Source organism: Maricaulis parjimensis, from assembly GCF_016817355.1.
Classification (GTDB): domain Bacteria; phylum Pseudomonadota; class Alphaproteobacteria; order Caulobacterales; family Maricaulaceae; genus Maricaulis; species Maricaulis parjimensis.
The window spans coordinates 26,422-38,780 of sequence record NZ_JADOTT010000005.1 but is presented as its reverse complement, the minus strand read 5'-3'; the positions used below and the strand labels follow the sequence as shown (position 1 = coordinate 38,780).

At 64.7% G+C, this 12,359-nt stretch carries 13 protein-coding genes; 9 read left to right on the top strand and 4 right to left on the bottom strand.

Translation table 11 applies throughout. The annotated features are described in order from the left end of the window. The first annotated feature begins 153 nt into the window (after window positions 1-153). Genes I0K07_RS09640 through I0K07_RS09620 form a run of 5 tightly spaced genes read left to right on the top strand, consistent with a single transcriptional unit; the run spans window position 154 to window position 4,693 of the window. Window positions 154-825: a DsbA family oxidoreductase gene (locus I0K07_RS09640; protein WP_203292804.1), complete on the top strand. Its 672-nt coding sequence runs from the start codon at window positions 154-156 to the stop codon at window positions 823-825. A gap of 25 nt (window positions 826-850) precedes the next feature. Beyond that, window positions 851-1,243: an MAPEG family protein gene (locus I0K07_RS09635; protein WP_203292802.1), complete on the top strand. Its 393-nt coding sequence runs from the start codon at window positions 851-853 to the stop codon at window positions 1,241-1,243. 40 nt (window positions 1,244-1,283) lie between these two features. Continuing rightward, on the top strand, window positions 1,284-2,645 hold the full coding sequence (locus I0K07_RS09630) for a TldD/PmbA family protein (RefSeq protein ID WP_203292800.1): 1,362 nt from the start codon (window positions 1,284-1,286) through the stop codon (window positions 2,643-2,645). A 29-nt stretch (window positions 2,646-2,674) separates the two neighbouring features. Next, the gene (locus tag I0K07_RS09625) at window positions 2,675-2,929 is read left to right on the top strand and encodes a DUF4170 domain-containing protein (RefSeq protein ID WP_203292798.1); all 255 of its coding nucleotides are present in this window, start codon (window positions 2,675-2,677) and stop codon (window positions 2,927-2,929) included. Window positions 2,930-2,938: 9 nt separating this feature from the next. Then, window positions 2,939-4,693, top strand: a complete 1,755-nt coding sequence (locus I0K07_RS09620) for an ABC transporter ATP-binding protein (protein ID WP_203293311.1) — start codon at window positions 2,939-2,941, stop codon at window positions 4,691-4,693. On the opposite strand, the gene I0K07_RS09615 is transcribed toward I0K07_RS09620, so the two are convergent. Together I0K07_RS09615 and I0K07_RS09610 are read right to left on the bottom strand one after the other, a co-directional pair. Further along, a complete protein-coding gene (locus I0K07_RS09615; protein WP_338041053.1) occupies window positions 4,694-6,292 on the bottom strand; it encodes a sensor histidine kinase in 1,599 nt (532 codons plus the stop codon). 139 nt (window positions 6,293-6,431) lie between these two features. Further along, window positions 6,432-7,100, bottom strand: coding sequence for a fused DSP-PTPase phosphatase/NAD kinase-like protein (locus tag I0K07_RS09610; protein WP_238934746.1), 669 nt, complete (start codon window positions 7,098-7,100; stop codon window positions 6,432-6,434). A 95-nt stretch (window positions 7,101-7,195) separates the two neighbouring features. On the opposite strand from I0K07_RS09610, the gene I0K07_RS09605 reads away from it, so the two are divergent. The 4 genes from I0K07_RS09605 to I0K07_RS09590 are packed head-to-tail and all read left to right on the top strand — an operon-like array spanning window position 7,196 to window position 11,183. After that, window positions 7,196-7,960, top strand: a complete 765-nt coding sequence (locus I0K07_RS09605) for a lysophospholipid acyltransferase family protein (protein WP_203292795.1) — start codon at window positions 7,196-7,198, stop codon at window positions 7,958-7,960. Beyond that, the gene (locus tag I0K07_RS09600) at window positions 7,957-9,246 is read left to right on the top strand and encodes a glycosyltransferase N-terminal domain-containing protein (protein ID WP_203292793.1); all 1,290 of its coding nucleotides are present in this window, start codon (window positions 7,957-7,959) and stop codon (window positions 9,244-9,246) included. Before I0K07_RS09605 ends, I0K07_RS09600 begins: the two co-directional genes overlap by 4 nt. Beyond that, window positions 9,243-10,253 carry a tetraacyldisaccharide 4'-kinase gene (gene lpxK, locus I0K07_RS09595; protein WP_203292791.1) on the top strand — a complete coding sequence of 337 codons (1,011 nt, stop codon included), beginning with the start codon at window positions 9,243-9,245 and terminating at the stop codon, window positions 10,251-10,253. The genes I0K07_RS09600 and lpxK overlap by 4 nt, the downstream gene beginning before the upstream one ends. A gap of 9 nt (window positions 10,254-10,262) precedes the next feature. Beyond that, window positions 10,263-11,183 carry a lysophospholipid acyltransferase family protein gene (locus I0K07_RS09590; protein WP_203292789.1) on the top strand — a complete coding sequence of 307 codons (921 nt, stop codon included), beginning with the start codon at window positions 10,263-10,265 and terminating at the stop codon, window positions 11,181-11,183. A 4-nt stretch (window positions 11,184-11,187) separates the two neighbouring features. On the opposite strand, the gene I0K07_RS09585 is transcribed toward I0K07_RS09590, so the two are convergent. Continuing rightward, on the bottom strand, window positions 11,188-12,087 hold the full coding sequence (locus tag I0K07_RS09585) for a M23 family metallopeptidase (protein ID WP_203292787.1): 900 nt from the start codon (window positions 12,085-12,087) through the stop codon (window positions 11,188-11,190). Next, window positions 12,084-12,314: a DUF2093 domain-containing protein gene (locus I0K07_RS09580; RefSeq protein ID WP_203292785.1), complete on the bottom strand. Its 231-nt coding sequence runs from the start codon at window positions 12,312-12,314 to the stop codon at window positions 12,084-12,086. Before I0K07_RS09580 ends, I0K07_RS09585 begins: the two co-directional genes overlap by 4 nt. Window positions 12,315-12,359 lie beyond the last annotated feature (45 nt).

The window sequence follows — 12,359 nt, the reverse complement described above, 5'->3', positions numbered from 1 at the left end:
AGCCCGCTCTCGGTCGGTGGATGGCCGGTGGGCGTCATCCCCCTGTCGATGTCTCCATTGGCGTGTTGTGCGGCATGGGGGATGACGATCCGGCCACCGACCCTGTCGCTTTCCCCCCTCGCTTTTGCACCCGAATGGGCCTAACTGAGGCCCATGTCCGAGAAGATTTCCGTCGATATCGTCGCTGACCTGGTCTGCCCCTGGTGCTGGCTGGGCAAACGCAATTGGGACCAGGCCGTGGCCCAGGTGCCCGAGGTCAAGGTGGAGACGGTCTGGCGGCCCTACCAGCTGGACCCGACCATTGCGCGCGGCGGCCAGCCCTATGCCGACTATATGAAAGCCAAATTCTCCGGCGAGGCGACCGAGCGCTGGAAACAGATGCGCGCCTATCTGGAAGAGGCGGCACCGGGTGCCGGCATCCGCTTCAATTTCGACGCCATCAAGATCCGCCCCAACACGCTCAACGCCCACCGGGTGATGAAATGGGCCAATGGCCAGGGCAAGGCCAACGCCGTGGCGGAGGGGCTGTTCCAGGCCTTTTTCCAGGACAGCCGCGATATCGGAGACATTGACGTGCTGACCGAGATCGCCGGCGCGGCGGGCCTCGACACGGCGATCATCGCCGACCTGCTGGCCACGGATCGCGACGAGAAAGCCGTGTGGGAGGAAGAGGTCTTCTTCCGCAAACTCGGCGTTTCCGGCGTTCCGACCTATATTTTCAACGGACGCTTTGCCGTGTCCGGCGCCCAGGAACCGGCCATGCTGGCCGATGCGATCCGCCAGGCGGTCAAGGAACCCGCCGCCGCGGACGACGAGGACGACTGATCATCGACCCGCGAAAGGGGATATCATGACTGCACTCCAAGCCCTGGCGCTCTATGCCGGCCTCAACACGCTGCTCCTGATCGGACTGGCCCTGAATGTTTCGCGCATCCGACGCCGCGACAAGGTCAGCCTGGGCACCGGATCCAATGATCTGCTGGAACGCGCCGTGCGCGCCCATGCCAACGGGATCGAGAATGTCGCCCTCGGCCTGATCTGCCTCTGGCTGCTGGTGACGATCGGTTACGGCCCGATCTGGGTCCACGCCCTCGGCTTCGCCCTCACCTTCGGACGCGGCTTCTACAGCTATGGCCTCCTGTCCAAGCCGGGACCGAGCCTGGGCCGCATCACCGGAACCGGCCTGACCTGGCTGATGCTGCTGGTCAGCGCACTGCTTCTGATCGGCCACGCCTTCACCTGAGCAATTGCCCCCCAGCGGGCCCCAGCGCTATAGCGAGACCATGACCCAAGCCCAGTCCGCTCCCGATTCCGCCCGCCTGCAGGAAATTGCCGGCGACCTGATCCAGCGCGCCATCAAGGCCGGTGCCGATGCCGCCGAAGCCTCTGTCGGTGAATCCCGCCAGACCGAGCTGTCCGTGCGGGATGGCCAGCTGGAGGATATCGAACGCTCCGAAAGCCTGGATGCGGGTGTCCGCGTCTTTGTCGGTCAGCGCCAGGCCGGGGTCGCCTTCTCCGACCTTTCCGACCAGGGCCGCCAATTCACCATCGAGCGCGCCGTCGCCATGGCCAAGGCCGCGCCGGAGGATCCCTATTCCGCCCTCGCCGAGCCGGAACGCCTGTGCCAGGACCCGCCCGCGCTCAACCTGTTCGAGGCGGTGGAGTGGAGCCCGGAAGAGCTGGAGAGCCGGGCGGTCGCCGTGGAGAAAGCCGCCCGCGCCATTGAAGGCGTGACGATGACGGACACCGCCTTTGCCGGTTATGGCCAGGGCGCAGCCGCCTATGCCACTTCGACCGGTTTCAATGCCGGCTGGCGCAAGAGCCAGTTCAGCTATGGCGCCAGTGTCATCGCCGAAAAGAATGGCGCCATGGAGCGCGACTATGCCGCGACCAGCGCCCGCCGCGTCTCCGACCTGAAATCCATCGAGGAGATCGGCACGGAAGCTGGTGAACGCACGGCCCGCCGGGTCGGCCCGCAGAAAATCGCCAGCGGCACCATGCCCGTCCTGTTCGACCGCCGTGTCTCGACCGCCTTTTTGAGCGCGCTGTGCAGCGCCATTTCCGGCCCGGCCGTGGCCCGGGGCGTGTCCTTCCTGCGCGAGAAGATGGGCGAGAAAATCTTCGCCGACGGCATAACCATCCTGGACGACCCGCACCGGGGTTGGGGCCATGCCTCCTGCCCGTTCGACGGGGAAGGCACGGTCAACCAGGCCCGTGAGATCATCTCCGACGGGCATCTGACAACCTGGTTCCTCAACTCCGCCGCGGCACGCCAGCTCAAGCTGGACCCGACCGGCCATGCGCGCCGCAATATGGGCGGACCTCCGGGCGCCGGCCCGACCAATCTCCACCTGGCCGCTGGTTCTGCCAGCCGTGACGATCTGATCGCCGGCATCGGCGAAGGCCTGCTGGTCTCCGAAATGTTCGGTCCGTCGCTGAACGCCAATACGGGTGACTGGTCGGTGGGCGTATCGGGCTATCGCATCACGGGCGGACAGATCGACCATCCCGTGAGCGAGATCACCGTGGCCGGAAACCTGCTCGATATTTTTGCAAAACTTGTCCCGGCGAGCGATCTGGAGTTTAGAGGCGCCGTTAACGCTCCCAGCGTATGCGTTGACGCGATTTCCGTCGGTGGTCTGTGACCATCGCCCCCTGCCGCAGGAAAACTGACATGACCGATACCACGACCCATATCAACAACCAGCTCCTCCACCTCGTCATTGGCGGCGAACTGGTCTGTGTCGACCCGACCAATTGCGAATTCAAGGATCTCAAGGCCGTCGATTTCGTCGGCGCTTACGGCACGTATGAAGATGCCCGCAAGGCCTGGAAGAACGCTGCCCAGCGCACTGTCGACAATGCCCATATGCGCTATTTCATCATCCACGCGCACAAACTGCTCGATCCGTCCGCGGACAAGCACTAGGCCAGTCTCCTGAGTTCGACCACGCCTTCCTCCACGGCCCAGCTCGGCCGCCGGCTCTGGCGCGACGGCCTCTCCCGGCATCGCGGCCTGGTCGGCCTCGCCGTCCTGCTCTCTGCCGTGACAGCGGGGGCTGCCGCCTCCTATGTGGGTGTGGTCGGACATGTGTTCGACACGCTGGAAGCCGGCGTGGAAGGACTGGACTGGATCGGCCCGCTGGCGATTGTCGGCCTGGCCCTGCTGCGCTCGGCCAGCCTCTATCTCCAGACCGTCCAGACCAACCGGCTTGCCCTGACGGTGATGCAGGACCTGCAGAACGCGATGTTCGCGAAACTGGTCCGCTCCGACTTCACCCGTCTGCAGAACGAGCCGGTCGGTTCCCTGGTCTCGCGTTTCACCAATGACATCACGCTGCTGCGTGAGACCCTGATCCGCCTGACCAATAATCTCCTGCGTGACATCCTGCAGGTGATCGCCACGATTGGCTGGATGCTGTGGCTGGACTGGATGCTGACCTTGCTCATCCTGGTCGTCTATCCGGTCGCCGCCTGGCCCGTGATCCGGATCGGCCAGCGTCTGCGCAAGACGTCCAACAAGGCCCAATCCCAGATGGGCGAAGTGACCAGCCAGCTGGAGGAGAGCTTCTCCGGCACGCGCATGGTGAAGACCTACGGGCTGGAGGATTTCGAGACCCAGCGCGCCGGCAAGGCCTTTGCCGACCGCTTCGCCTTCCTGTTCCGCATCGCCGAGAACAAGGCCCGCGTCGACCCGATCCTGGAAGCCGTGGGCGGACTGGCGCTCTCCATCCTCATCCTGGTCGCCGGCTGGCGCCTGATGCAGGGCGAAAGCTCGATCGGCGATCTGATGGGCGTGCTGACCGGTGTCGCCCTGCTCGCCTCGCCCATCCGCGCAATCGGCACGCTGAATGCTGTCGTCCAGGAAGGCTTTGCCGTTCTGGAACGCGTCTTTGCCGTACTCGACGAGCCGGAGACGATCACCACAGCACTCGATGCGCCCGAGCTGAAGGTGGAAAACGGCGCGGTGGCCTTCGACCAGGTCGGCTTCGCCTATCCGGACGGAACGGCCGCGCTGGAAAGCGTGTCCCTCACAGTCGAGCCGGGCCAGACTGTCGCCCTGGTCGGCCCGTCCGGCTCGGGCAAGTCCACCATCCTCAACCTCCTGCCGCGCCTCTATGACCCGCAGAACGGGACGGTCTCGATTGACGGCCAGGACATTCGCGGCGTCTCCCTTCCCTCCCTGCGCCGGGCCATGGCCCTGGTCAGCCAGGACGTCACCCTGTTCGACGACACGGTGCGCGCCAATATCGGCTTCGGGGATCTGGACGCGGACGAGGCGGCGATCATCGCCGCGGCCAAGGCGGCCGATGCCCATGATTTCATCACCAAACTGCCCGGCGGCTATGATGCGCCCGTTGGACCGCGCGGCAGCAATCTGTCCGGCGGCCAGCGCCAGCGTCTGTCCATTGCCCGGGCGATCCTGAAGAACGCCCCCATCCTCCTGCTCGACGAGGCGACCTCCGCGCTTGACACGGAGAGCGAACGCCGCGTCCAGGAAGCGCTGGAACATCTGTCAGAAGGCCGCACCTGCCTGGTCATCGCGCACCGGCTTTCCACCGTGCGCAATGCCGACTGGATCTATGTGCTGGAAAACGGCCAGATCGCCGAACAGGGCCGCCATGACGATCTGGTGGCAGAAGACGGCCTCTATGCCCGCCTGTGCCGCATGCAGTTCGGCGAAGAGGGCTGATTATTCAGCGGCAATGTCCGCCGCGCGGGCATCGGCTGGCAGATTGACCGTGAAGATCGCACCGGCACCCGGCGCACTTTCCACACTGATCGAACCGCCCATCAGCTCAGCCAGTTTCTGGGCCAGGGCCAGGCCCAGCCCGGTCCCGCCACATTTGCGCTGCAGCACGGCTTCGGCCTGACTGAAGGGCATGAAGGCCTTGGCGATCATGTCGCCATCCATGCCGATCCCGGTATCGGATACTTCAAACACCAGGGCCCGGTTGCCATCATCCATCTGGCGCGCCAGACAGCGGATCCGGACACTGCCCTTGTCCGTGAACTTCACGGCATTGGACAGAAGATTGGAGAGGATCTGACGCACCCGCATCGGATCACCATGGGCGGTCATGTCGGCGCAGGGGTCGACCTCGATATGGAATTGCAGCCCCTTCTCGATCGCCTTCATGCGATAGGGGCCCGCCACGGTGCGCACGACGTCTGACGGATTGTATTCGCCCGCCTCGATCTCGAACCGGCCGGATTCCACATTCGCCAGGTCCAGAATGTCGTTGAGGATATCCAGCAGGGCTTTGCCCGACGCTTCGATCAGCTCGACCATTTCGCGCTGGGAGTCCTCCAATTCGGTCGCCTGCAGCAGGCTGGACATCCCCAGCACCCCGTTGAGCGGCGTGCGGACCTCATGGCTCATCGTGGCCAGGAATTTGGATTTTGCGCGGCTGGCCTCGGTAGCCTGCTGGCGCGCCTCGACCAGGTCATGGATATCGGTCAGTGCGCCCACGACCCGCGTCGCTTCGCCATCGGGAGAGCGCACGGCTTCGGCGCGCAGGCGGAACCAGCGGTGATGGCCGCCGACAATGCGCAGGCGCGCTGTCAGGTCGAGCGGGCGCCCGGTCTTGAAATGCGTGGCCAGGGCCGAGGAAAAGCGCGCCTTGTCGTCTTCATGGATCAGGGCGAGGAAGTGCGAGGAAGGCGCGGTGAATTCCCGGGCCTGATAACCCAGCAATTCCCGGCCGCGGGGCGAGACATAGATCTGGTCGGTTTCCAGGCACCAGTCGATGATGCCATCCGATGTGCCCTTGATCGCCAGGGCGGCCCGGTCGCCGGATTCCAGCGTCAGGATTTCACCGGTCAGGCGGCGGCGGTAATGGTTGAACACGCCCAGCAATTCATCGCCGATATCGATCGGGCGGTTGAAAGTGGCGGCGATGATGCCGACCGTCTGGGCGCCATTGAACAGGGGAAGGCCGACATAGGCTTCCACACCGGCTTCGGAGAGGATGAAATCCTTGGAGAAGCGGGCGGACAGATTGGATTCATAGATGGTGGCGCCGCTTTCGATGGTCTCGCCACAGGGCGTGCCGCGCAGCTCATAGCCGTAGTTTTCCGAGATCACGCCATTGGAGGCCACACGCAGGGTCCGCATGCGGCTATTGGTGGCGTCGATCCGGGCGATGAAGACGCTGTCCGCCGCAAAAATCTCGGCCGTGTTTTTCACGAAGGCCTGAAGAAAGGCGGGACCACACTCACGAGACAACAAAAAATTCAGACGGTTCAACCGATCCTGAGTTACATCCGCTCGTATGGCGAGATCCGGCATTTGCCCCTCCAGCGCTCGACCGGCCCTTCCGGTCTCCCAACGTGGTTAACGGGTCTTAATGTGCCGCAAAGCTGTGGACAGAGTCGTCATATCTGATGAATCCCCGCGGATTCACTGCTCATAAAGAATCAGCGTCACGCTACTCCCTGCGCAGCACGCGCTCCGTCAGGAAGCTGCCCCACCAGCTCGCCATGAAGGAGGATTGGACCACCTCACGGTCATAAACCGTCTCCACCCAGTCCATGAATCCGATCGGCGTGGTTTCATTGTACTGGCGGTAGGTCTCGAAGAAGTGATCCAGCACACCGGTCTTGCCGGCCTTCACGTGCAGATACTTCAGGGAGAGGTGCTGGATCGCCTCCTCATAGGGCAGGCCCAGCTTGGTCAGGGCAAAGAGGACGGAGATGATGCCGGCCCGGTCCGCGCCCGACTTGCAGTGGATCAGGGCGGGATAGGCGATCTCGTCGAAAATCTTCACGGCCCGCTGCATGCGATCGACATAGGGCGCCTCGCGGGAACCGAAAGGCATGTCGATCATGACGAGGCCCAGGCGTTCGCAGGCATCCTTTTCCAGGTCGTAATAGCAAACCCCCGGCTGGGTGCCGCGAATGTTCAGGATCGTCTTGAAGCCCTGCTCGGCCAACGCTTCCAGCCGTTGCGGCGACGGCTGGTTCGACCGCCACATGCCGCCGCCCACTTCATGCAGATTGTGGAATTTCTGGCGCAGGATGCCGTGGTCCTTCCACAGGAAATCCTGCCAGGCGCGTTCACGGTCTTTGGGGTCGTTCAGGTCGTAGGGCATCGTCATCTTTCCGTTCCGACCGCGCATTTAGGCCGACGGCGCTTTCAAAGCAACCGCGCCCCATGCTTGACCTTTTTGCCTGTGGAGGCGAGCTATCATTCATGTTGAAACGCCTGCTCTCGCGGCCCTGGGCCCAGGAAGTCGTCGCCTTCCTCGTCCTTCTCTACATCGAGGGGGTGCGCCGCTCCATCCGTTGGGAAGTGCGCAATGGCGAATACGTCCAGTCCGTGTGGGCCAACAAGCTTCCCATCATCGGCTGCGTCTGGCATGGCCGCGTGTTGATGGCGATCCAGGGCTGGCATCGCCAATATGACCGGATGGTGGCCCTCGCCTCGCGGTCCCGCGAGGGCGAAATCGGTTCCCGTTTCGCCCGCTGGTACAAGGTGGGTGTGGTGCGCGGTTCCTCGCGCAATCCCGGCAAGCCGGAAAAGACCAAGGGCGGGGAAGCGGCCTATCGCGCCATGCTGCGTCACCTGGAAAGCGGGGGCTGTGGCGCCGTCACGCCGGACGGCCCGCGCGGCCCGCGCATGCGCGCCGGCTTCGGGGCTGTGCGCATGGCCCGGGATACCGGCGTGCCGATCCTGCCCTTCACCTGGTCAGCCAAGGGCAAATGGGTTCTAGAAAAGGCCTGGGACAAGCATTGCCTGCCCCATTTCTTCACCCGTGGCGTCATCGTCTGGGGCAACCCCATCCATGTTGCGCCCGATGCCAGTCAGGAAGACCTGGAAGCCGCTCGCGCCCAGCTCGAGGCGGAACTGAACCGGATCACACGAGAAGCCGACGAAGCCGTTGGCGGCCCTGTCATGCAGCCGGATGAGCGCCTTCGCCCCGGCACCGGGCCGGACGCGCCCGGGGACGCCGCGTGAGCCTGCCCCCGGCATTGTCCTGGTATCGTGGCCTGACCCGCCTGGCCGCGCCCGTCGCCCCTGCCCTGCTGAACAATCGCGCCCGCAAGGGCAAGGAAGACCCGGACCGCCGCGGCGAACGCCTCGGACTGGCCTCCCGGCCCCGTCCCGAGGGCGGGCTGATCTGGCTGCACGGGGCCAGTGTCGGGGAGAGCCTCGTTCTGGCCAGCCTGGTCGACACGCTGGCGGCGCGGCATGAGGACCTCTCCTTTCTCGTCACCACGGGAACACTGACCTCCGCCCGCATGCTGGCCAACCGCCTGCCCGAGCGCGCCTTCCACCAATTCATTCCGGTCGACACACCGGCCGCCGTGCGCCGTTTCCTGCAACACTGGCAGCCCGATCTCGCCGTGTTCGCCGAAAGCGAGCTCTGGCCCAATCTGATCATCGAGACCTCGCGCCGCGGCACGCCGCTGGCCCTGATCAATGCGCGGATGAATGAGCGCTCCATCCAGTCCTGGCGCCGCCGTCCCGACACGGCCCGCTGGCTGCTGGGCCAGTTTGCCTGGATCGGTGCCGCCGACACGCGCACCCGCGACGGGCTGGAAGACCTGACCGGCTATCACGTCACCCTGGCCGGCAATCTGAAACTGGAAGCCCGCCTCGCCCCGCCGGACCCGCAAGTCCTGGACGGGTTCCGCTCCGCCCTCGATGGCCGCCCGGTCTGGCTCGCCGCCTCCACCCATCCCGGTGAGGACGAGATCGTACTGGCCGCCCACGCGAAACTGCTGGAGCAATCGCCCGGCGCCCTCCTCATCCTCGCCCCGCGCCATCCGGAACGCGCCGGGAAAATCCGCCGCCAGATCGAAGAGCGCGGCCTCTCCGTCTTGCAGCGCTCCGAGGATGCCTCCGCGCCGACGCCGGACAAACAAGTCTGGCTGACCGACACGCTGGGCGAGATGGCGATCTGGTTTTCCCTCGCTCCGGCCTCACTGATCGCCGGCAGTCTGATCCCGGGAATTGGCGGCCATAACCCGGTCGAAGCCAGCCAGGCCGGTTCCGGTGTCATCACAGGACCGTTCCGATCCAGTTTTGATGACCTCTACAGCGCCTACCAGGCCCATTCTGCCTGCATCGAGGTTGAGTCAGATACCGATCTCAGTACCGCCGTGATGCGGGTCTGGTCCGGTCAGGGCCCCACACCATCCGCCTCGCAAGCAGCCCTTGCGGCCGCTTCGGGCGGGGCCATGGCCAAGACGGTGACCGCCCTGGAGACCTTGCTGCACAGTGCGGAGGCCACCTCATGAGGGAACCGGCCTTCTGGCGCACGGATGGCGGACGCGGATCGGGCTCGCTGGTGCGGGCCCTGCTCAGCCCGCTGGGCCATCTTTATGCCTGGACAGTGGCCCGCCGCATCCGCAAGACCGTGCCGGAAAAGCTCGACATTCCGGTGATTTGCGTCGGCAATCTGACCGTGGGCGGTGTCGGCAAGACGCCGATTGTCCTCGCTCTTCTGCAAAGACTGGCAGAGATGGGGCAAACACCGGCCGCCCTCTCGCGCGGTTATGGCGGAAAATTGGCCGGACCGGTCCGCGTCGATCCGGATATCCACACCGCCGCCGATTGCGGCGATGAACCGCTTCTCCTCGCCCGCACGGCACCCGCCTGGATCAGCCGCGACCGCGTCGCCGGCGGTCAAGCCATTGCCGGATCAGGGGCTTCGGTCATCGTGATGGATGATGGCCACCAAAATCCCAGCCTCGCCAAGGACGCGTCTATCATCGTTGTCGATGGCAAGGCCGGCTGGGGTCCGGGCACGCTTTTCCCCGCCGGGCCACTGCGCGAACCGGTCAAGACCGGCCTCGCCCGCGCCGATGCCGTGGTCATCATGATGCCCGATGGCGAAACAGCCCCGGATTACAGAGGCTTGGGTCTCGACACGGTGGAAATCCCGGTCTTTCACGCCTGGCTAGCCCCTACCGCACCTCCGCCGCCGGGCAAGCTGGTCGCCTTTGCCGGGATCGGCCGGCCGCAGAAATTCTTCGATGCCCTGACGGCCGCCGGCGCTGATCTGGCAGAAGTCGCTGATTTTCCTGACCATCACCCCTGGAGCTCCGGTGATCTGGACCGGCTGAATGCGCTGGCCAAGGCCCATGATGCGCGCCTGGTCACGACGGAGAAAGACTGGGTCCGCCTGCCCGCTGACGCCCGCGCCGCCATCCTGTCCTGGCCCGTGGAAGCCCGTTTCGCCAATCCCGCCGCGCTGGACGGCCTGTTGCGGGACATCATGGACGGCGCCGGGGAAGCCCGGTAAATCCGGTTCATGATCGAGGCACAGCGTAACGCATCTTTCCTGACCCGACTGGGCTGGCGGCTCGAAGCCACCGCCTGGGACGCCTATGCCGCCTGGTACCGGGCAAAAGGGATCGACAAGGCCTCCGATGCCGCTGGCGACCTCCTGCGCAAGCTGGGCCCGCTCATGCCCACCCACACGGTCGCCCGCATCAATATGCAGCGCTGTTTCCCCGAAGCCGCCGATGCCGAGATCGACCGGCTGCTGGGCGCAATGTGGGAAAACTTCGGACGCCTGGCCGGGGAGATGCCCCACCTCGACGTATTTGCCGGACCGGAATTCAATGAGCGCGTTGAATTCATTGGCCGCGAACGTCTGGAACAGGCGCGCGACACGGGCCAGCCCCTCGTCATCATCAGCACGCACAGCGCCAATTGGGAGATTGCGGCGGCCGCCATCAGCCAGACCGGCCTGCCCTGCCACATCACCTATCGGCCCGCCAATAATGTCCTGATCGATGAGCGCATCTCCCGCATGCGCCAGGGCTATGGTGTGAAGACGCTGACCGCCAAGGGCGGCGATGGCGCCAAACAGCTCATGCAGGCGCTCAAGGCCGGCGAGAGCGTGGCGCTGATGAACGATCAGAAGATGAATGACGGGGTGGAAGCGCCCTTCTTCGGCCATCCCGCGATGACAGCCCCCGGGCCGACCCGCCTGGCCATGCGCTATGGCTGCCCGCTGCAACCCCTGTCGGTTCGACGCTTGGGTGGTGCACGTTTCCGTGTGGAAGCCCACGAACCGATCGAACTCTCCACCAATCCGGACAAGACCGCCGCCATCGTCGAGACGGTGACGCGGATCAATCAATGGGTGGAAAGCGAAATCCGCAAGGCCCCGGAACAATGGTTCTGGGTGCATCGCCGCTGGGCCAAGGCCGTCTACAAGGGCTGAGCCGTCAGTCCTGCAGGGATGACAGGTCCAGCTCCAGCATCATGGCCGGATCGACATAGAAGCTGTCATTGATCTTCACGCGCCAGTCCAGATGCGGACCCGTGGCCCGGCCACCGGCCCCGATCTCACCGATCAGATCGCCCTGTTCCACCATGTCGCCTTCGCTGACATGCACGGCACTCATGTGGAGGAAGAGGCTGACGAGGCCCTGGCCATGATCCAGAAAGACCAGTCCGCCTTCGTAATACATGTCGTCCTCGGCCAGGATAATGCGGCCGCTGGCGGGCGCGATCACCGGCGTGCCGGTTTCATTGGCCCAGTCCAGACCCCAGTGGGGATTGCCCTGGTGGCCGTCATTATAGACGCGGGCGGAGCCATAGACTCCAGTCGTGATGCCTTCGGACGGGCGGATGAAACCGTCCAGGAAGCCCTGCCCGTTCCAGCGCGTGGCCAGAGCCGCCCGCTTCTGCGCGTATTCGCGCTGACGGCGGGGCAGCGTGCTCTCATCCGGCGTCACCGTGGCCTGAGGCACACCATTCACATGCTGAAGCCGGTATTCGCGCTGCTCGATGGCCCAGTCTTCCTGCGTGAAGCCGGCTCCGTCCGGTGCGCGCACAGAAAAGCTGAGCGTTTCCGGGGCATCGCGCTGGATGCCGACAATGGCGTAGCCGTCCGCATCCGCCGTGGTCGAGAATTCGCCAAGGCTGATTTCTGATCCCGGCGCATAACGGCAGATCAGCAGACCGCCTTCGCGGCGTTGACCCACACAGCCAACAGGGGCCGCGGCCGGCTCAGCCTGCGCCAGGGTGGACATGTCCGGCTCACGTGCAGCGATCAGCTCCGCAATCGGGTCCGCCGTTTCACCCGCAGACTGAAGAGCCAGTGCAAGGGCAAGCGCGATCATTGGCCCGGACCTGCGTTCAGCTCGAGCCAGCGCTGTTTGGCGATCTGGGCGTCGCGATAGGCTTCCTGCTCATCGACATTCCAATAGCGCAGCTCGGCCAAGCCAATCTTGTCGCCCGTTACGGCGCAGGTGACATAGGCACCACCCTTGAGGATGATGAAATCGCTGTCGCCATACTCGAGTATGGCCTCGCCCTGGAACTCTTTGTCGAAAGTGAAATCGCTCATAAGGCCGCTCTAGCATGACACTGCAAAAAGGGGGAGGCCCCGCCT

What these genes read in the sequence shown, in the direction of transcription:
- I0K07_RS09640 (WP_203292804.1), top strand. Translation starts at nt 154, where the DNA reads ATGTCCGAGAAGATTTCCGTCGATATCGTCGCTGACCTGGTCTGCCCC.
- I0K07_RS09635 (WP_203292802.1), top strand. Translation starts at nt 851, where the DNA reads ATGACTGCACTCCAAGCCCTGGCGCTCTATGCCGGCCTCAACACGCTG.
- I0K07_RS09630 (WP_203292800.1), top strand. Translation starts at nt 1,284, where the DNA reads ATGACCCAAGCCCAGTCCGCTCCCGATTCCGCCCGCCTGCAGGAAATT.
- I0K07_RS09625 (WP_203292798.1), top strand. Translation starts at nt 2,675, where the DNA reads ATGACCGATACCACGACCCATATCAACAACCAGCTCCTCCACCTCGTC.
- I0K07_RS09615 (WP_338041053.1), bottom strand. Translation starts at nt 6,292, where the DNA reads ATGCCGGATCTCGCCATACGAGCGGATGTAACTCAGGATCGGTTGAAC.
- I0K07_RS09610 (WP_238934746.1), bottom strand. Translation starts at nt 7,100, where the DNA reads ATGACGATGCCCTACGACCTGAACGACCCCAAAGACCGTGAACGCGCC.
- I0K07_RS09605 (WP_203292795.1), top strand. Translation starts at nt 7,196, where the DNA reads ATGTTGAAACGCCTGCTCTCGCGGCCCTGGGCCCAGGAAGTCGTCGCC.
- lpxK (WP_203292791.1), top strand. Translation starts at nt 9,243, where the DNA reads ATGAGGGAACCGGCCTTCTGGCGCACGGATGGCGGACGCGGATCGGGC.
- I0K07_RS09590 (WP_203292789.1), top strand. Translation starts at nt 10,263, where the DNA reads ATGATCGAGGCACAGCGTAACGCATCTTTCCTGACCCGACTGGGCTGG.
- I0K07_RS09585 (WP_203292787.1), bottom strand. Translation starts at nt 12,087, where the DNA reads ATGATCGCGCTTGCCCTTGCACTGGCTCTTCAGTCTGCGGGTGAAACG.
- I0K07_RS09580 (WP_203292785.1), bottom strand. Translation starts at nt 12,314, where the DNA reads ATGAGCGATTTCACTTTCGACAAAGAGTTCCAGGGCGAGGCCATACTC.